The sequence below is a fragment of the Chitinophaga sp. LS1 genome (assembly GCF_034274695.1).
Taxonomy (GTDB): Bacteria; Bacteroidota; Bacteroidia; order Chitinophagales; family Chitinophagaceae; genus Chitinophaga.
The window spans coordinates 8616631-8637682 of record NZ_CP128362.1; the positions used below are offsets into that span (position 1 = coordinate 8616631).

General features: G+C 39.3%; 16 protein-coding genes. 6 read left to right on the forward strand and 10 right to left on the reverse strand.

Annotation, left to right across the window (positions count from 1 at the left end):
• Window positions 1-183: 183 nt before the first annotated feature.
• From QQL36_RS35315 to QQL36_RS35325, 3 genes are all read left to right on the forward strand, one after another.
• A complete protein-coding gene (locus tag QQL36_RS35315; RefSeq protein ID WP_321568461.1) occupies window positions 184-999 on the forward strand; it encodes an oxidoreductase in 816 nt (271 codons plus the stop codon).
• A gap of 6 nt (window positions 1000-1005) precedes the next feature.
• Window positions 1006-1812 (forward strand): AraC family transcriptional regulator, encoded by an 807-nt coding sequence (locus QQL36_RS35320; RefSeq protein ID WP_321568462.1) that lies wholly within the window; start codon window positions 1006-1008, stop codon window positions 1810-1812.
• A 228-nt stretch (window positions 1813-2040) separates the two neighbouring features.
• A complete protein-coding gene (locus QQL36_RS35325; RefSeq protein ID WP_321568463.1) occupies window positions 2041-2883 on the forward strand; it encodes a helix-turn-helix transcriptional regulator in 843 nt (280 codons plus the stop codon).
• Between the two features lie 249 nt (window positions 2884-3132).
• Here the strand turns inward: QQL36_RS35325 and QQL36_RS35330 are convergent, their stop codons facing one another.
• The 10 genes from QQL36_RS35330 to QQL36_RS35375 form a co-directional block, all read right to left on the reverse strand.
• Entirely contained in the window at window positions 3133-3855 is a 723-nt protein-coding gene (locus tag QQL36_RS35330; RefSeq protein ID WP_321568464.1) for a hypothetical protein, read from the reverse strand.
• Window positions 3856-3933: 78 nt separating this feature from the next.
• Window positions 3934-4104, reverse strand: a complete 171-nt coding sequence (locus QQL36_RS35335) for a hypothetical protein (protein ID WP_321568465.1) — start codon at window positions 4102-4104, stop codon at window positions 3934-3936.
• Between the two features lie 313 nt (window positions 4105-4417).
• Window positions 4418-4639 (reverse strand): hypothetical protein, encoded by a 222-nt coding sequence (locus QQL36_RS35340; protein ID WP_321568466.1) that lies wholly within the window; start codon window positions 4637-4639, stop codon window positions 4418-4420.
• Between the two features lie 145 nt (window positions 4640-4784).
• Window positions 4785-5087 carry a hypothetical protein gene (locus QQL36_RS35345; protein WP_321568467.1) on the reverse strand — a complete coding sequence of 101 codons (303 nt, stop codon included), beginning with the start codon at window positions 5085-5087 and terminating at the stop codon, window positions 4785-4787.
• A 120-nt stretch (window positions 5088-5207) separates the two neighbouring features.
• Window positions 5208-5627, reverse strand: a complete 420-nt coding sequence (locus QQL36_RS35350; RefSeq protein WP_321568468.1) for a hypothetical protein — start codon at window positions 5625-5627, stop codon at window positions 5208-5210.
• A gap of 127 nt (window positions 5628-5754) precedes the next feature.
• Entirely contained in the window at window positions 5755-7914 is a 2160-nt protein-coding gene (locus QQL36_RS35355) for a DEAD/DEAH box helicase (RefSeq protein WP_321568469.1), read from the reverse strand.
• Between the two features lie 7 nt (window positions 7915-7921).
• Window positions 7922-10774, reverse strand: a complete 2853-nt coding sequence (locus tag QQL36_RS35360) for a BREX system ATP-binding domain-containing protein (RefSeq protein ID WP_321568470.1) — start codon at window positions 10772-10774, stop codon at window positions 7922-7924.
• Window positions 10775-12669: 1895 nt separating this feature from the next.
• Complete coding sequence (locus tag QQL36_RS35365) at window positions 12670-12969, reverse strand: HipA N-terminal domain-containing protein (protein ID WP_321568471.1); 300 nt, start codon at window positions 12967-12969, stop codon at window positions 12670-12672.
• A gap of 221 nt (window positions 12970-13190) precedes the next feature.
• Window positions 13191-14576 (reverse strand): outer membrane beta-barrel protein, encoded by a 1386-nt coding sequence (locus QQL36_RS35370; protein ID WP_321568472.1) that lies wholly within the window; start codon window positions 14574-14576, stop codon window positions 13191-13193.
• Complete coding sequence (locus QQL36_RS35375) at window positions 14554-14706, reverse strand: hypothetical protein (protein WP_321568473.1); 153 nt, start codon at window positions 14704-14706, stop codon at window positions 14554-14556. The genes QQL36_RS35370 and QQL36_RS35375 overlap by 23 nt, the downstream gene beginning before the upstream one ends.
• Window positions 14707-15879: 1173 nt before the next feature.
• Here QQL36_RS35375 and QQL36_RS35380 point away from each other — a divergent pair.
• The 3 genes from QQL36_RS35380 to QQL36_RS35390 all read left to right on the forward strand — a co-directional run bounded on the left by QQL36_RS35380 (window position 15880) and on the right by QQL36_RS35390 (window position 21041).
• A complete protein-coding gene (locus tag QQL36_RS35380; protein ID WP_143709095.1) occupies window positions 15880-16611 on the forward strand; it encodes a hypothetical protein in 732 nt (243 codons plus the stop codon).
• A 33-nt stretch (window positions 16612-16644) separates the two neighbouring features.
• Window positions 16645-17370: a hypothetical protein gene (locus QQL36_RS35385; protein ID WP_083729554.1), complete on the forward strand. Its 726-nt coding sequence runs from the start codon at window positions 16645-16647 to the stop codon at window positions 17368-17370.
• Between the two features lie 155 nt (window positions 17371-17525).
• Complete coding sequence (locus QQL36_RS35390) at window positions 17526-21041, forward strand: hypothetical protein (protein WP_321568474.1); 3516 nt, start codon at window positions 17526-17528, stop codon at window positions 21039-21041.
• Window positions 21042-21052 lie beyond the last annotated feature (11 nt).

Below are 21052 nucleotides of genomic sequence, written 5' to 3' on the forward strand. Positions count from 1 at the left end.
TACTGAAAAGCGAAACGCTTTCTTTAGTATTTCGACTGCCAGGACTATTGCCGGTTACTTTGGTAGCTTAAGGAAGCTGCATGGTAATAACCAGGTTGACCTTTTCAGCATAGAAACCTGGACTTTTCAACAAACCACGCACAGCAGGTTCCCAATTATCTTTGCTCCATAAAATTTCCAGAAATGAAAAAAACAGTTTTAATTACAGGAGCTTCGGCTGGAATTGGAAAAGCAACGGCTATCTTACTGGCACAAAACGGCTACAATGTTTATGGTGCTGCACGCAGGATGGAAAAAATGCAGGATCTTGTAGCCTATGGCATTAAACCTATTGCATTAGACGTTACCCAGGAGGAAAGTATTCAGGATGGCATCATCCGGATTCTGAAAGAAGCGGGAAGCATTGATATTTTAGTAAACAATGCAGGCTTTGGTTTGGAAGGAGCAATAGAAGATGTAGCAATTGACGATGCACGCTATCAGCTGGAAGTAAATGTGTTTGGTGCAATGCGTTTGGCACAACTGGTATTACCGAAAATGCGTGAAAATAAATATGGTAAAATTATAAATATTTCATCTGTTGGAGGTAAAATTGCCTTTCCATTAGGTGGTTGGTACCATGCAAGCAAGTTCGCATTGGAAGCTTTAAGCGATAGTATGCGAACCGAAGTCAGGGAATTTGGTATAGATGTAATAGTTGTTGAACCAGGAGCTACTAAATCTGAATGGGGAACTATTGCAACGGATAATCTCATGAAAACATCCGGACATACAGCGTATAAAGATCTTGCAGCTAAAACGCATAAAGTATTTACCCAATTATCAAACGGTATAGCAGAACCAATAGTGATTGCAAAACTTGTTAAAAAGGGCATAGAGGCAAAAAATCCCAAAACCCGGTATGCAGGTACGGAAATGAACGCCAGGGTCTTATTGATTTTAAGAAAGATTTTATCCGATAAGCTGATGGATAGATTAATAATGAGCCAGATAAAATAAAAAACGATGGACAACAATCTTTTTCTTCAACATAATATCCTGTATGCATGTGGTTATCAAAAAGCACAAAGTAGCGAACATTACTTTCCCGAGCACGCTTTAGGGATAATGTTATCAGGAGAATCGTATTATTTTTCAAACGAAGGGACATTTGTAATGAAAAAAGGTACGATATGCCTAATGCGAAGAAATCAATTATTCAAAAAGCTGAAAAAAGCAGATCAAAATGGCGCCCCCCCTTCGTTAATTTCTATGTTTCTTGACCAAAAAACTTTGCACCAATACGCAGTAGAAAATAATATCCCAAAACAAAGCACGTATAAAGATAAAGCTTTGATCGACCTGACAGGAGATGTGTTTTTAAAAGGTTTTTTTGATTCATTGTTGCCGTATATTAATAACCCGAAAAAACTTACTGCAAAAATTGCGGAACTTAAAACACTGGAAGCAATTGAGCTGTTGCTTCAAACAGGTGATATCTTTGAGAACTTTTTATTTGATTTTCAGGAACCACATAAGATAGATCTGGAGACGTATATGAATCACAATTATAAGTATAACATTCCCTTACTATCGTTTGCTAAACTAACCGGACGTAGCCTTTCTACGTTTAAAAGAGATTTTACAAAGATATTTGACACAACTCCCGAAAAGTGGTTGCAACAAAAGCGTTTGGAGCAAGCCCACTATCTAATCTTACAGAAAAAGCAACGCCCCTCAGATGTATATCTTGAAGTAGGGTTTGAAAATCTATCTCACTTTTCTTTTGCGTTTAAAAAAGTATATGGAGTGACACCAACGGAGTTATCATAACAAAAACAGGGTTTATGCGATGGGGTCAGTAAATTAATTTCCACAATAACGGAAGAATTAACCTGCTTTATCAGGTACATGCTTATCCGGAAATTTTCCTTGTTGGTATTAAAGGAAATATTAACAAGCATTATGGCTACCTTAGTATCTTAAGATGAAAAAAGAAGACGTTCCATATAAATTTGAATCGTTATCCGACTTTCACCGGGTGCTGGGCTTACCAAGCCTTTGCACCCGTTAATTAGCCTAATCAATAACTCCGATGGAAAAATAACGCCTGACGATAATTTCCCTCAACAATTCATTTTATCATTTTACAAAATATCGTACAAACTAAATCTTCAGGAAAAATTTAAGTATGGTCAGCACTATTATGATTTTGATGAAGGTGGATTGTTTTTTGTTTCTCCGAATCAATTAACCGGAACAAGTGAAAAGAACGTAGACTATACCGGCTTTACTTTGTTCATTCATCCCGACTTCTTTTTAAATTATCCCATAGCGAAGAAAATCAAACAATATGGGTTCTTTTCCTATGCTACCACTGAAATGCTGCATCTTTCAGCGCAGGAAGAAGAAACCATCATCGCTGTTGCAAATATCATTGATATTGAGTTGAATAGCCGAATAGACGAGTATAGCCAGGACGTTATTATTTCACAAATTGAATTACTGCTGAATTACGCAAACCGGTTTTACAAACGCCAATTCATTACCCGCAAAGCGGTCAACAACGACCTGTTACAACGAATGGAAGAATTGTTGGACGAATATTTCATTAACAGGAAATCAATAAGCCAGGGAATACCTACTGTCCAATATCTATCTGCAGCGCTTAATTTATCACCAGGTTATTTAAGTGATATGTTGCGTTCGCTGACAGGACAAAATGGACAACAGCACATTCATCAAAAATTGATAGAGCTGGCGAAAGAGAAATTATCGACAACCAGTTTATCAATAAGCGAGATTGCATATGAATTGGGGTTTGAGCATCCGCAATCGTTTAGTACATTATTTAAAGCAAAGACTAAACTTTCTCCATTGGAATTTAGACGAACTTTTAAGTAATGTTCTAATAATGGCATCTCCTTTTCTGGTAAGTAATAGATTTGCACAGAACACACACGGGTCTATGACATTTTCATTTTCTAATTATCTGTATGTTTTTCTTTCACTTTTTGAACTCAACATCATTTGTGTAAAAAATGTCGATTTTGATCAAATCTTCAATCAATAAGTTCGATAACTGTCCATCTGGCTCCGCAGGATAAAAAGCCTTCAGATGTAAAAAACTGAAGGCTTTTTGTTTGACTACATTCAAGTCCCTTCAACGATTTGTAATAAACTATCATTTATATACTCCGTAAAAGTATTAGAGTATACCTGAGCAAAAGCATTGCTACGCCCCAAGGCCAACCGACAAGGTATAGTATGTTTGCCATTAAAATGGCCAACTTTAGAGATAATCAACTCTCCCGGCATTAAATAGATATTAGGCTGCCCTGTACCACAGAGCCACTCTTCACACAATTTCTTATTCACCTTTACCCATTGTCCACGGCTATTCAGCATCTCTCTGTGCATTTGGCTCACACTGAAGGTAATCCCCAATGACACTGCTGTATCGCACAGATTACGTATAATGATCGTTGAAGCATGATAGTAATGATTTGAGTCACAATAATGGTCAATGAATCTTTCTTTATTAAGATACTCCAAGGATTCGCATGCAGGAAATGAAGTAGCAACTTGTACGGATACATTAGATGTTGAATATCTGAAAATGCAATATGCTGGGTACTCTTCGAACCTGCATTCTCCGCGGCGCCAGTAACGCGTTCCAATATTGATAGTATCCTTCGAAGGCCCAAGGTAATAGATTGGAAATCCGTCATCCTCAAAAGATTGTAAATACTCATTGGCACTATGGGAAGTATCTTCAAGTGTAAATTCTCCTGTATGAAAGAAACTGACTGGTATAGGCTTGCGGAAGCAAGAGGAGAACAGCAGTATAAATAAAAGTATAATTCCTGTTCGCATATTCTTTTCGATATAGATGTTATACAGGGATTATTCCATAATGGTATAAATTTGAGCAGGAGATATTAAAAACACCATTTAAAATACTTCAACCATTACACCTGCACCCGTAATAAATAGATCCTGGTGAATAATTGCATTTGTGACAAACTCCCGAATAGCTATGTCTGGATATATTTTCAATTGCTGCCGCAAAGCGCCTTCTATTACTTCATTTGTAGGTAATTGATCTATAATATAACTAATCATCTCACCAATTAAATTATTAGTGGCAAAAATTCTTATCGGTACTTGGAATATATCAAATTCTATATGGTGTTTTAAGTCCTTAATTCTACTCAGTGGATTTTATAATTGTCGGTCATTTTAGCAATATAGTACCAAACAGGTAGTGAATGTTCGTACATTTATAATGTGTGTGTTTAAATAATTTCCATATCTGAAGGTACTTACCATCCGTAATATTTTATTATAGCATCTGCTAACACTTTTCCAGCAATAGCTATACCGATAGCCCAGCTTCCATCAACCGCTTTACCTAACATCTTTTTCATCCAATCGTCTACTTTTTGACCGATTTTTTTTCTTCTGGTACTGGATTATCCTGGTCAATAATGGAATTTAATTCTTGGATATCAGTAATTTCTACCTGATTTTCTGCAAGGTGTCGTGCGAGTGCGTTCTTGTCACCCTTATTTATTGTGATATTGGTGGTAACAGTGTTTTGATCACCGGTAATTACAATATTTCCGTCACCTGAAGTGTTTATTTTATTGTTTATCATTTTTCCTATTTTTAAAATTGACTTTTTTGATGTGAATAAGGAATATTCCGCACATTCTGAATAATGCCTTGACTCTCCAGGTTTAAATTTTGAATTACTAAATATTTATCATAAAAATATTGATGCGTAGCTACATCTTCCATTCCTATAAGCTTGTGTTCGTGTGGATAAAGGAAGAATTCGGGGCATGCATTGTTAATGTAAAAATTATTTTCTCCACCAGCAATAGTAGTCGGTTCCCTGCTTCTAACATTTCGGAAATCCTTTCATTATCATCAAGAATTCCCATGCTTTTCATATTGTCTTCAGTATTGTCAGATTTTACTTTGTAGCAAGTTTTTCCAATAAAATAAGCTGTATATCTATACCTTGAGCAATTTGAAAGACGGGGGCATCTTAGTGGTAAATTTCTTTTTTCACTTGTATTATAATATTCTTCTTTATTCATGTGAATTTAATTGTTAAGAAGTCTATTGATACATCTATATCTAATACCGTCATATTATTTTAGGGTATGAAATATATGGATATTTTATACCCTGATTACTCCATTGGATTTACCATATTTTCAACTAAATATTTTTTTATACCAACCCGAAACATCCTTCTGAATATCTTTATAATACTTACAAATTATTAATGCAAGTTTAAAATCAGCTCTTTTACTATTTAATTCATTTGCTGTTAAGTAGCCATAAAAATTCCCGTCTTTATCAACAATTACGGGTGGATAACTTGCCAATGAATTAAAGGGAGAATAACTGCTTATATCACTTCCATAAGTCCCAATGATGTTCCAGATGGAGGTACTACTGATATTTGAGCCATATGATCCGATGTCATTCCAAATTGAGTTTTGTTCTATATCGTTGCAATTCAAACAACCTAGATAAACGTCATGACTTTGGCCACCGTATAAATGCAATGTTTTTTGTCCATTGACAGTAGTCGTGAACAAAAGTAACAGGATTAATAATTTTAATTTCATTTTGAATAGTGTTGGTCTGGAAAAACAGCATGCTACGTAGCAGCATCTGATTTTAATCTTAACCCATGGAATTACATATAGTCGATGCACCACTTTTAATGAGGGCTAATGATTAATTAGCCTGATATTAATAATCAACAGCCACTACATTCACTTCTCTTATCAACCCCGTTAAATCCAAATCTTTCTCGATAATAGTCAATCGTGCCAACCTATCCGGTAAGCACTCTGAGAATTTAGAAAACCATTTTGGATCTACCACCTTTTCCATATAACTAATGATTTCATCATCCGTCATTATTCGGATTCGGCCTAACAATTCATAAATGCTTTCTTTTATGGCTGAAGCGCTTTGGTTCTTATTAAGGTTAATAGAGACGCCTCTATAATCATAACTTGGTTTCTCCCCGAATGCAGACAGGATAACGCATTTCAAGGCCCGGTTTATCTTATCTCCTGCAAAGTTCCAGATGTGAATAACTTGGGAATCTTCAGATGTAGATTCCATGATCCATTTACCTGGGCTCCATTTCATATAGCAATATTGCTCACGTTCTCTCTCGAATGCTATTAGAGCAGGTGGATCTAAAAATGGGAGAGGTTCTTTGCTGGAGAGTAATTTCCCTATTTCCTGGGCTAGTTCGAATGGTACATCAATATTACCTAGGCTATTCCATTTAGGCGCAACACCGGTGTGATTTTTTTCTACGAGGATTTGTTGCATCTCGTGATCAATCTTGATAGCGTTCCATTCTTGGCCACCAAGGACGAAGATGAAGGGGAGCTGTTGTGAGCGGGCAAAGGCAGAATCCAGAGAACCTACGATCTTCTTGCCATCGACAACATTATAAATAGGACCGGTATCGAAAATGGCGAAGAGACGTTTCCAATTTGCCCGCAGGAATTCATCTTCGCTTTTTAGGCCTGCTAGTATCACGCTGCCATCTATGATGCGGAGATAGTTTTCCTCCACCATGAAGGAGATGAGCTGGTCTAGTTGGGACTTAGAGATACCAGAGAAACAATAGGCTTTCGAGAGTATTGGCCAGATTTGATCTACAGTGACGCCATTGTTTTGTAAACACATGCAGATGATCTGATGCGCTAGGATGTGAAAAGCCTTCGTTGGAAATAGAATAGCTTCGGCACGACTTTTTAATCCTAGGCTCATACAGCCTGTCAATAGCAATAATCCTTCGCTATCAAAGCATAAGCCCCGGAAGAATTGGGATTGTCCATCTCGCCTCCCTGTGCGGCCTACACGTTGGAGAAAAGAACCTGTGCTTACAAGACCGCCTACCTGGATGACTTGCTCCAGATGTCCAATATCTATCCCTAGTTCCAATGTAGAGGTACTAATGATCGCATTAAGTGCGTCCAGTGAATCTTTCTTAATCGAATATTCCGCTTCTTCTCTGAACCTTTTGCTCACAGAAGAATGGTGTGTTTTTACTTTTACAGGGAAGCGGGATTGAGTAAGTTGATTCCGCTCATTGATACTCGTAGCTGTTTCTTCCGTACGCGTTCTGGAACGCTCAAATACGATTGATTTTTTATTACTTAAGAGGTTGTATAACTGGTCTTGAAAACCCAGCCCATCATCCATTAAAAAGTGGATCTTGAAATCCTTCTCCTTTACTTTAGTAGCTTTTACACTGATGGGTTGTCCGGTATCTTTCTTCCCTGTGAGCCATAGTAATAAGTTAATAGGATTGCCGATGGTGGCGGTGACAGCAATGCGCTGGAAGGGAGTGGGTACAAAAGCACTAATCCTTTCTAGTACTGATAAAAGGTGAGAGCCTCTTTCTGTGAGCGCAAAATAGTGCGCTTCATCTATCACGACAGTTTCCAGGTGCTTGAAGATATCTTCCTTGTTAGGTTTACGAAGTAATATCGCTTCGAGTGATTCTGGTGTAGTCAACAAGATATCAGCAGGATTATCCATCTGCTTCATTTTTTCCGTCTGACTTACATCACCATGCCATTTGAAGCCTTTTAAGTAGCATTTCTCTGCATAGGGCGATACGCGTAGATCGAGGTCATTTAATAATGCTTTTAGTGGAGCGATATAAAGGACCTTGAACCCGCTTTTTTTCTTTCCTGATATTCTTGTCAATAGTGGAAACAGCACTGCTTCGGTCTTTCCCCCGGAAGTAGGTGCTTCAATAGTGCAGCTGATACCCTGGAAAATAGGGTCAAAAGCTGCATTTTGAATGTCTGTTAAACCGTTCCACTTTTTATCCTTGACAATATCTTGTAGTCTGGGATGAAGTTTGGCGTACGACATATAGAGGTTAGTTAAGAACAGTTTCAGTATTGATATCGAGAATCGGCTTTTTTAAGAATTGGGCGATGCTGACACCTTTATTTTCTTCACAGAGATCTAGCATCTGGATAAATTCTCTTAAAATAGGCCGGGGCTTACGATCAATACTTTCTCCTCCAAACATGGTCCATTCAGCTATTAATCTGCGGATAGATTCGTCGTCTGCAAATTGAGTAGTATCGCAGCTATAAGCTATGCTATAGAGGTCACGGATCTTAAATATGACATGTGACAGGCGTTCTGAATTCAATGCTTCCAATGTGATAATTGGCTGGCGCATGCTGACTATATTGTCGAAGTTTAATGGTGTCATAACGCGATCGGCTAAAGCTTCGTAGCTTCTGAGGCCAAAACGATCGTCTTCGAAGAACTCGTCAGTGCCGGTGAAGATGAGAAGACAACCAGGGAGTGCGTTTCTGCCTGCTTCATCGATCAATAATCGTAAGGTTTCTAATGCCAGCTCTCTTTGACGGGCTTGTGGGAATTTTCTTACCAGTTCAAGTTCGTCTACTAGTAATAATAATCCTTTATACCGGGCACCACTGATGATCTCTAAAATGGCGCGCATACGAGGGAATACGTTATTTGCTTCCAAGTATCCTTTTACACCAATATCTCTTAAGGCTTGGGAGGAGAGCGCTCTGCTACCCATGATCCATGCTACGGCAGTGGATACCAGTTCGGAGTTGCCAGTGACTTTACCATCGTAGAAAGCGCGTAATGCCTGGGAAAATCCTGGTTCTATATCGTTGAAATTAGCGAATTCTACTTCGATAGATTTTTCAACGGCCTTGGTGAGTATATCCTGATCGCTACCTTTGGAGAGGTCTATCCCTTCTATCTTGGCTGTTTTTTGTTGGATGTTCAGTAACCAAGACTCCAGGATATCGACTAATGCACTTGATTCTTGCTTTTCTGGTGTGCGGAGGCCACTGATCATGCCGGAAAAGAAAATGGGCAGGTCAGATAAGGGTTGATCATGGCTGATGTTGATAAAAGAGACAGCATATTCATGATCAAAAGCGAATTCCTTCAGCCAGGAGCAGAGGAAAGTCTTGCCTGCACCGTATTGTCCTCGGATAAATTTAAAGTGAGATTTTGTAGGGCTCACTTCCAACAGGATATCGGAGAGGTGCTTTCTGGCGGTTTGCTGACCTACCATGAGGAGGTTCAGGTTTGTTTTGGGTACTACACCATGCCTTAACGCATCAATAATATCCCTGGCAGATTTCTTTTCTAATACCTGGCCATCAGTGATCTCATTGGATGTCCATTGGTAGATATTATTATTTTGAACGCTTTTGATCTGGATAAAAGGTTTGTTATCTCTTTTCAGTTTTGCGATCAGCTCTGCCATATGAGCTTTGTGGAGAGACCAACCCAGTTTATGTTTGGTAACTATTCTGGAGAGGTCTTGCTCTGTGATAGATTTCGCTTCTTTTAAGATAGCAAGGACTATCTTTTCATCGTGGGCGAGATGTGGGAATTTATTGGTGATCTCGTCCCAGTTTGATGGTAGGTTGACTTCCGTGTTTGCTGTGATCTCATTGGGAGAGAATTGTGTGATGGCCTCGATGGGCTTATCATTCTGAATGCTTGGATTACTAGGCAGTGGCGTATAGCTGGGTGTTGGATTATAATCAAGAATACGATCTACCAGTTCCTGCTTAGAGCCGGAGGTATTACATCCAAATTTGCGACAGAGCTGGCTGAGGTCTTCTTTGCGCAGTAGGCTTAAGATAGCGCGTTCCGCTTTGTAGCAATCCAGCACACGTTTGATCTTCTCCTCTTTTGATCCACTGGTCATGAATGAATTCTGATAGAGGATATCGTATAGCTGTTGGCCGGTGAGGTAGCCCAATACTTTTGCATAGATGTCAGGCGCCATTTCCCTGGGTTCTGGTTCTGGGTTAGGGGCTGGTTCTGGACTTTTTTGTTCATGGAGGTCCATATCCTGATCGAAGTATTCGATGATACTTGCAACAAGGCCATTTTTGGTACCTGTAACTTGGATATTAATATGCCTACAGAGGTCGCGGAGACGATCCAGGGTAAAGTAATTCAGGATCTCAGTAGGGGGAATGACAGTATTTAATAATCTAACGATGATTATGTCTTTTGTTCCACCTACATTTTGCTGGTAGTGATCCAGCACCTGCGCCAGCTCATCTCTATTGAAATTATTTAATAAGCGTTTGTATTGTTCGTCCATAAGTTCCATGCCGAAAGTTTTCCGGATCTGTAGGGCGACTTCATCTGCGATGACGTATTTATTTTCATAAGTGAGAATGATGCCGGTGGTGAGCAGGGAGTTCCTTACAGCGTAATATTCCTGGTCTATATTCCATAGTTCAAGAATCGAAGGATCATGCAGTAAGGTAAAGTGTTCCCGATCCCAGATGCCTAGTTCAGATTTGACCAGGTCGAGGATGTTTGCTTCACTTTTGTCAATCAGGCCATCATTTTCCCAGGCACGTTTTAGGATCTTTACGTAAAGCCTAGGGGTTTTGTCGGCGGAGTTCTTGCTTTGAGATGCTCTACTGGCAAGCTCCTTAATGTATTCAGAGACCTTTGCCTGAAATCCATCTACTTCAGTCATACATGATGGTGACTGGAGGATGAGATTTAAAATGGCAAATGCGGGTGGCCTAGCATAGAGTATCTTATCCGAGATATAGGATTGGGAACTTAATGCCGAGGTAATCTCTTGAATAATAACGGACTTTGGTAACCTTAGGCTGATGGCTTCATCCACTTTGTCGGATGAGAGTTGGTCTAATGAGGTGGTCTCATAATGATCCAGGATGCTCAATAATTTCATACATTCTCAGGTTTGGGGGTACAGAATTACCCGTTTACGTCAAGACACTTAATAAATAGAGATAAAATCGTATAAGCTTGGAATTCTTCTGGGTTAGAGAATTTCATAACTGTCCCATATAGCTATAACAAGTTAGGCAAATTAGATGGTAAAAACAAAGTAATTAGGAGTGCTTTTAATGTGCGAGTGTTTAGTAGTGAGGGGATTGGTGGGTGATTGTATTTATTCTATTGAAAAAGGAAGGGATTGGGCAAAATATTGGATAGTCCTTTTAATTCGGCTAAAGCCACGGAAGAATTAACCAGTTGCCGTAATATTGAAAGCATCTCTACCATTTCTCTTTGTGGTGGCAGCGGAATAAGATCATTATATGGCTTATCAGTTATCATACATAGAAATTATACATGAGGCGACTATCATGTAAAAGATAATTCACTTTTTTATACATGACAAATATTGAGCGAAATTTATTCTTACCTAATTAAATCATTATCAACAAGATAGATTGATTGACAATACAGAATAATCAGGTCTGATTTTTATTGAAGATGTTCTGTTAGACTAAAACCTCAATGCGATTGGTCGGGAATTTGACAACTACCTGGCTTTTAGCAGATTTTTAATTCTATTTCACCAATAATGGCTTGAATTTCAGATAACCCTAAAATCACGGGTAGCCATTTAAAATTACTTCGTCGGATTTACAGTTGGAAAAGTATGTTTCATGAAGCGCTTAAAGGATATCTGGGACATAAAATAGATCCAGGGACTAGTTTTACTTATAGCTTTTTATAAATTTATCTTTTTACAGTTATGATATTTTGTAATTCTGTCGCGAAGAAAAGATAGTGCTTAAAAATGTTCCCGGATAACCTCTTCATTACCTCAGAGTGGTTTCTAATAATAAATAAAAGATAAAGTTCACCCCCATTTAGGCATTTGCCGGAGACTTGTTTTGTGCTCATCGCGCACTTAGCTTACCAGTTCCGTTTCTTTGCAGGTGTTAAAGCTCTTTTTGATCAAATCATTTATGAAAGTGATGTGCAACGTTTGTTCACCTACTGCCAAAATTCTTGCAGATGTTATTAAACAGGCTTTCACAACTCCTTTCGCTTCAGGACAGCCCTCAAAATAAATCTACCAATTTAGCAAATCATGAAAAGCATTCAGATTAAAAATCCGGAGACTTTTTTGCATTTAGGAGGATGTAAGTTTGCATTTCTTTTAAGGTATGAGATGGAATTTGCCGGCTAATGGTAATTGACAATCAAATTGCTTTAGCAGTAAAAGCTCAGGAATAAATTAAAATAAAGCCATTAGTTATATTTAGTTATTTGTTTGCCGCTTTATACATACGTATACATATAGCAATATACCTCCTAGTATAAAATTTAGAAAAATATTACTGCCGCCAAAACTCTGATAAAGTGCGCTATTCTCTGCACAGAAAGCTTTTATAACCATGGAAACAACAGCGGACAATGTAAAAATTACTCCTGCTATAAGAGTAAATCTTTTTATAAACTTACTTTTCTTCCACTGTTCAGGGACATTATTATTAAACTTGATTTTTATACGCACAAAAAATATTTGGACAATATTATAAATAATTACTGGTTAATTATGTTAATAAAAAGCATAATCCATTTAAGATATTCAATCAACAATCAGTTTAAAAACGCATTCCTCGCAGCCCGCTATAATTTCAAAAAGATTGCACTGATAAAATTGTGAATTTTAGATATTTAAACAGTGCCGCCTTACCCTACCAAACGGGATGATAGGGCAAATTGTACTGTATGAAGAAAAAAATATGTAGGGCCACAATTCAAAATAAAAAGATTAAAAATTTCGCTTAATAAAGGTCCACACCAAAGCATGGGCCTTTTTAATTTTTACTTCACTGATATCTTTCCAACCGCGATCTTTGTCTTACCAAATATCCTGTCTGAACAACCTACAATGTAAAGATCATTACCAATGACCGCACTTTTCCTTGGCATAGCCGTAGGAATGAAAGCAAACAATGTAAAACTGTGATAAACCTCTTTTTGTAATGGTAAGGTTAAACTTATTGGTTCAGCCGATTCATCAACCAAATAATCTTCATGGTATAAAAGCTTATAGCCGCCATCATATTCTGTTAGTGAACCAGCAAGTATGTTATTATAATATACTCTTGCAGTCTTACTCATGATATGCTGTTTTAGGTTTATAATACCAATGAAGTGAAGAGGGTTACAAGAATTTACGATTTACGGTATTCCCGCTTATTGGATTCGCCTTTCTTCCAGCTATAGTATACGCTGATACTACATCCTAAAACACGACACAAAGTCCTTGTACTAAACCGCTCCGACAACTGCTTTATCACAGAGTATCTCTCCCCGAGCGGTCTAGAAAAATACCATAAATATTATTTCCCTTTAAAACTCCTGAAATTATAAGTAAAACTAACCATTACATACCGCTGGCGTACACTGGTCCTTGTGTCCCTAATAGTATTAGCCGTGGTAATCCTTGACACATTCAAATTCTGCTCCAACAAGTCATTAGCAGACAGCTTTACCTCTCCGGCATGATTTTTAAACACCCGTCTGCTGACAGCGGGAGAAATCAGTGGGATACCTCTTTTGTAACCTGGAGCCAGATTATTATTGAATACATAGTAAAGATTAAGATCGAACATCCAATCATTGTAATAATACCGGGCATTAGCAGTTAATTGTTCTGTGAGGTAATTGGTGCTTACCATGTCATAATGCACTTTAAAGAAATTAGTCATTGAGCTGATATAATAATCAAACTGTTCAGCAATATGGCCTTGCCAGGAAATACTTTCACCTATACCTGATGACTTTGTACTACTTTTCACATCATTGAGCAAGACTGGTGTATGCTGGTAGTTGAAGGAAGTTAACATGTTAAGAGAAGATTTCATGGTCTTCATGGGGAAGCTATAACTGATGCTGGCACTGCCATTATACGTACCATTCAGGTTGACTGGCGTACTTACCTGGGCTCCGGAAGGTAGCTGGGAAATCGCATACTGAATGGCATTCCTTACACTCCCCAAATTCATTATAATGGAGAACATCCGCTCTGACCTTAAAGTAAATGTATATGTAAGATTGGCATTGTGCATATAGGGCTGTACAAGATGCGGATTACCCTTCTGGATAAACAGGGAATCTACAGTCGATTGAACAGGTTGTAATTGTTCTACAGAGAGTGCGAGGGGCATACCAGTATAACTAAACTGCAGCCTTTGCATGGCAGAAAGCCCCCAGGTAGCATTGACTGAGGGGGTCATACTGTAATACTTTGCATATACAAGACTATCCCTTGTAATATTACTTCCTTTTATCCTGTCTCTTTCTACTCCAATACCCGCTACAACATGCCACTTGTTATTATTTAAACGATAATTCAGCATAAGCTGGTGGGTCTGGTATAAGTTATTAAAATGGTTGGTTTGAAGACTATCTGGCAGGTCATACAAATGTGAATCATTATTCAGACGGAACACCTGGCTGTTCACATCGCTATTGTTGTATCTGAATTTATAATTGAGCTCCATCGCCTGGTTATGACCTAAAGGCTCAGTATAGGAAACAACAGGATTGATGGTAGTAGTGGTCGCCTTTGTTTCATTTCGCTGATCCATGCGAACCTCAGCAGGTATTTCGGATAGAAAGGTAGTGAGCGTGTTGCTGGTGCTATCATTCTTCGTTTGACTTGAATTGAGCGATACATCAATAGAAAGCGTTCTGGAAGGCTTATGGAAACAGTACAAAATCATGTACTTCCATATCATAATCGAAGATGTCGGCTCCGGCGCCAAGGTAAACATGAAGGGTTTTCTGTGCCTGTGCGCTGTATGAGAATATACAGCAGGACAAGGCAATAAAGATTCCATAGATCTTTTTCATAAAAAAATGAGGCTTTAAAAAGTTAACAATATGTGTTAGGGAAAATGCATCAGCGTACAGACATAGATAAATTTTTCATGGATCCGGGAATCAAAAACAGGGTTTCGGGTTACACATTCCGGGTTAGGTTATTTGTTGAGTAATTGCGGGCAGAAAATTAGTTAACCGGGCTTTCGGTGCGTGATACCAATAGGTAAACGGGGTGCCTGTATCTGCCAATTATAAAAATGTATCTCCAGAATAGATAGTTATCATGTTCAATGTAGCTAAAGAGGATAAAAGTTAAGCTTCATCACTTAAAAACTATTTGCAAACTGATTCAAACTTTGCCCCTCCTAGCCCGCAAGCTTTAAAGCCTTTAAGTCTTTGGATTTAAAGACTTTCCCAGATTGAGGAATTCCTTTAATTTTTTTTCTGGTATTCTTTGTTGATTAATTACTAAATATTTGCATGTTCGGAATACCACCTTTTACTTATGGTGACATATCTGCATTTGGTGAGAGTAGAAATCCTTCATAAAGATGCCATCCTTTGACACCTTTATTTACCAGATAAGAATTATTAAAAAAATAAATGAAGTTCGCATAAACAAAACATCAATATGCTTGTTAACAAGATATACTCTTTCTAACAAGGAGTATTCTGCAAGAGTAATAATTTTTACCTTGTTGAATTACAAAATACTTGTCCGAAAGAGCTTTCCATTTATGAAATAATTAGAAGACTACAACAATCATCATTGATAAATGAGAATGGTAGATAAAGAATATGTTAAAAGACACGCAAAAATAAATAGAATTAATAATCATCCACCTTCTTGGAATAACCTTAATAATGCGAGATAGATAAAGGTTACATAATGGTTAATAAATTTATTATATAGGGTAATAACCCTCTTAAATTTATTCAACCGGAACCTTTCTGTCGATATTTATACGCCGACGATTTTTGCCAATTTAGCGAACTGGTGCTACAGGAGTGATTAGCTTAAGGATATCCCGTTGATCATTAGTTAAATATCCCCTTCTTAACATGCTATAAAAATTTCAAAAATCTAAAGATAATTTATGAAATACGTTCTGATCATCCAGAGAAAATAAGGAAATCAGACAACCCTCATCTGACTAGCCCCCCTCCTGCTGTAAATCAGTTAATAATTTAATAAAAACACTTATGGAAAACGATGAACGACCACCTGGAGTCATTTGGATTGAAAAAACGTCTGTAACTCTTCCTACAACTCAACGGTTAATGGTTGAGTTAAATAATACAAACCTTGATACCTGTAGTGTTACTATTCCTTATTTTGATGGAGATACTGTAACAGTAAATTATAAAGGCCTTCCGGGCAACCAGCCTGAAACCTATAAGAACTTTGTTGCCATATGGGAGGCCTCTATCATACCTTGGACAGTACCTCCTTTGGCCCAATTATCAATAGAACAGAATTATGAACAAGGCACACTTACTATTGGTGGACTTACCATTACAAGAAGCGCCTATATCGTAGGCTATGGAGTGGGGCCTGATATCTCAAATATTTGCTGCAGCAGTATTATATCTGCCGGAGGTTATCTGGCTGCACCAACACAAGTAGCTATTAGCCTCAATTACCTGGGTATAAATTCTCTTTCTATTCATTATCAAACACTGGCAGGTTACCAACCCATGCAATATAACAATTGGATTGGTCTATGGAAAGGTTATGCATCTCCTTACAACGCTGATGCACCCATTGCAACCGTAAATATCAACAGCAATGCAAACGAAGGAACCATAGGAATGAATAACGTTCCGTTGGGTATTAATTCAAATTACACGCTCATTTACTTTATGGGCAAAGAGAATTCAATGGCTGCAGCCATTCTTAACTTCAACACGTCTACAACCACCTCAGAAACATAAATATCACTTTTTTAAAAACCAAAAAAATACACAATGGAAACACAAAATCTTGAAGCACAAAAAGTGCTCGTAGCATACTCAGCTACTAATCCTCTTACGACAGCTCTTAGTATCTCAAATGTATCTGCTGAAGAGATTGATGTAGATTATGACACAATGCCGGGCAATCAGCCCAATACCTATGGTAATTTCCTGGCTATCTGGCAAAATTCCAATTCCATTCCATGGAATACCGAACCTATTAAAACATTCCCGGTACCAACAAATACGCCGTCCGGTTCTGCGGCTTTCACTGGTCTGAATGTAAATAACAACAGCTATATCATCGGCTATGCTGTTGGACCTACTCTTAATGCCACAGGCAACATACAGAAGTATGGTAATATATGCGCTACAGCGTTTATTCCGGCAACATCTACCGGTGCAGACCCGGGTACTATTTTTACACCTTCAGTTTCCGGTATCAATGTTGGCAGCACTTCTGTATCCTTCCAGTTTGATTTACCCGATGGCCTTTTGCCACAAACCAATGGTGCATGGGCTGCCATATGGAAAGGCGCAAATCCTTCTTTCTATAGCACCGCTCCTTTGTCCACGATCCCAATTTCGCCGGATTCTTCATCAGGAAGAGCCGCATTTAATAATGTGAGCATTGGCAGGGGTACAACCTACACAATCGCAATTTTTATGAGCGGCTATAATGCTGCCGGTGGTAGCACTCAACGTACAGTTGCCTGCTCCGCAAGCTTTACCAATTAATATACTGCAGATGCCTTGCCCGTGCTACAGTTAGCACGGACAAGGTATTCGTTTATTACAGGTATTCTGTAATGGGTAATAAATTTTACTGGCGCTGGCCGGGTGGAAATTTCTTGCCCGGATTCTTCTAATTCATTAAATGAAATCTAAGCGTCATGGTTTTATTCAATAAACAATTTATCGACCAGTTATATATCGCAGAAACTGAGGAGAACGATGTTGGCTTCATTGCATTTGTAATACCAGCAGGCATCGACTCCGGAGTTGATACAATAGAATTGAAGGACGCTCTGGCCAATACAAAATATTCTGGCAGCTTCGCATTTGCAGCCATACCTCCCATTATTAATGATGTTGCGAGCGCAACCGCATTTGTAAACAATATATACAACGTGTTGAAGCGCTCTGGTACAGCCCGCGCCTTTATATGGCTGCAGGATAATAGCAATATTAACGCTGATACAGCTCCACTGATGGGCATCAACAGCGACGGTACCAATGTGACCAGTGGATTACAGGCTACGCTTACAACAAGTCTCTCTCTCACCGTCGCTAACGGGATGGTACTTACCTGGAAAGATGATACGACTCTGCTGCTCGACGGTTCGCAAAATAATTACAGAATCGATTTCTCTGGCCCCTCTGCTCCGCAAACACGCCCCCCTGCTATCGGATACATCTCTTTCACCGGGGCATTGAGAGGAACCATACAGTTTTCCATTAGCATACAAAGGCAATCATTATATGATGACTTTCAATGGGGCTTCCAGTTCCTGTGCCCTATTCAATCAAAAGAACGTACAGCAATCTCTGAGTGGATACCTTTAGCAGATAGCACAAAAGGGGCTACAGACTTTATTGGATTCACTACTAGTATTGATCCTACAGATGTATTTAACACCGCATATAACACTTGCCCAACCGGCACATGCACCATCAGCGGTAGCTACGCAAACAGACGCACCTGGTTCAATTTTACCGGCACCAATACCGATGGTAATAATACCGTACTGGCATCATTTTTCAGGACAGTATTTGGCGCTGCTATAAACCTGATACCCGACATCTCAAATGGAAATACACTACCTGCCAGGTTGGTATTTGCCGCCGGAGAATACACTTCCTCTACAACGCAAAGATTCCTGGTTACCCCGGAAGGTGACTTCACTATCGAAATGAACGCAGCTACCAGTAGCCAGCAATACCTGATAGGTGGTCTGCAGGGAACAGAGTTCTTCAGCATAACACCTAAAACCGACAAGGGAAAAGGCGATAAATTCCGCTTCCTTTCCAATCAACCTGCATACGCACCTAAATTCCCGTTCGAAGCAGCTTCTCCTGTCAAAACACCACAAGCACCCAACGCACCATTACTCGACAACACATTTTCCACGTCATGGGTTACATTCGTCAGTGCCGAAGGAAATACCATTTACTATGTAGCACAACCTAAAGGCTCATCGCTGTTTGGCAGCGATGAGCTCATTTCGCCAAAGTATACAGACTTGTTCGGACATCAAACGCCCGGCTTTATTTATACAACCGATGATATTGTCACTTTCCCAATAGTGCCTTATAACGGTGCTATAGCTGGCGATGGTATCAACTCCTTTTCACAGGAACAGATCGAGTCTTTTGAAAACCAGGTTATAAGTCCTACCCGCAGAAAAAATGTAGGGCAACTCTCTACTTCAAAATCCTTATTGTCCGCCACCCAAAGATTACAAAGCGAAACACCACAAACATCTACAACCCCATCCGGGTTACTGGTAACACTTACCTCTGCCGGAGGACAAATGCAATGGAACGAGGTATTACTCGGGCAAAATACCGATGCCGGTAACCAATACTTACTAAAGTTTATGAATCCGGAAGCACAACTCGTAGAAGCGCTGCAAACAGGGGATTTAATGCTTGTTGTTGCCAACGCTGACTGTCTCGGTCAGCTGAATGGCACTACAGCGGGACAATCAGCTTTTTTAAATACCATGAGTATCGGTAGTTGGGAAATGACCGCCAATATAGGACAACAGAACAAATATAATGACTACCGTAACGTAATGTTGATTAAAGCCAAAAAAGGTAAGCTGTATGATCCGGCTAATGTAACTAACAGCCTGGTAGCTAACCCCTCTAAGTGGACCCAGAAAGATGTGTTTGCCGCACCGACCAATTCCAATGACGACGGGACTATTACACCACCAGATAATGATCAGCTGGTAATACTGTCTCAATGGCTGCAAAATTATTTTAACCAGGCAATTGCAAAAGGTGATAATAAATACTATGCAAAGTTCAATACCATTGCACAGGACGAAAACTGGACCGGTATACTATTTTTACGGATGGATATCAGCAGGCTTCCGGATAATCTTACCGGTATTATGGCCGGCGTTACAGATCCCACCGCATTTAATGCACATCACCTGGCTGTGGAAATAAGCCCCGTAAAGAAAAGCGGTATAAATGCAGCATTAGATAATATCAGTACAATATTTGGCTTAATCTATTATACAGACCCTGATTTTACTGATGATGGCACCGATATGGCGATTGCACCAGTCACCGCTACAACGTACGACTTCCGGTTGCTGACGTTGAAAGTTCTTTTTGAAAATACATCTGTGCAGAGTTTTGAAAGCCTCGGGCAACTTACCATTACGGAGTTACTTAAAATGCCAGTAACCGGCATGAGTGTTCCGGATAACGTATATCACAATGTATTACTGAAGGGAAGCCTTCAGATTACAGACAGCCAGACTATGTACAATCTTTCCAGTCAGGGTGATAATACTTTTTATTTCGACAACAACATCATTCATAAAATACAAATCTCCAATGTACTTCTCAGTACACTCAATACAGACAACGATGGGAATGTAATGTCCTGGTTTGCGATGAGCGGATTTATTGATTATTACCTGATTGGTGATGAGACTGTGCCGGTATTCGATATATTTTCTTTCGGTAATAACCCCGGCGAAGATGCTCCCAACCAGGGATTAAGGTTCAATAACCTGGGTATATCCATGGCTTTCCCTGAATCGGATCCTCCATCAAAAACTATGACGATGGATGCTACACAGATCAGTTTTGATACCAGCCATAGTAAGGCCCGAAACAGCAGCATCTTTGTGAATTTCGCGTTGGATCTCCAGGGACTTATAATCGCAGAACCACTCACTACGCTATCTGATATGGGCTATCTGCCTGTAATACCCGACATCGCATTATCTGATGTAAGCGCCGGCAGCTGGTACGGCCTGCGCTTTAAGTTAAACATGGGTACTCCCGGCGAACTTGCCGGTAAATTAAGCCTGGATTCATACCTGTTGATAGCATGGTCGCCCGGCAGCGAAGAAGATGGAACTTACAAAGCGACCATAGGCATGTCATTGCCAGGTACCGGCGGCGGAGCCAAATTGATTAGCCTGCAAAACGTGATGAAATTATCGATAGGACAAATCCGGCTCACTTATGATACATCCCAGCATTCATTCCTTCTCATGTTTACAGAAGTAGCATTGAAATTCCTCGGTATGTTGAAAGTTCCCCCAAACGGTTCTACACTGTTTTACCTATTTGGAAATCCCGACTCCGGAGGAAAGGCAAGCGGTCTGGGTTGGTATGCTATGTATAAAAAACAAGCAGCATCAGCCATACTATCATAACAGGATATATG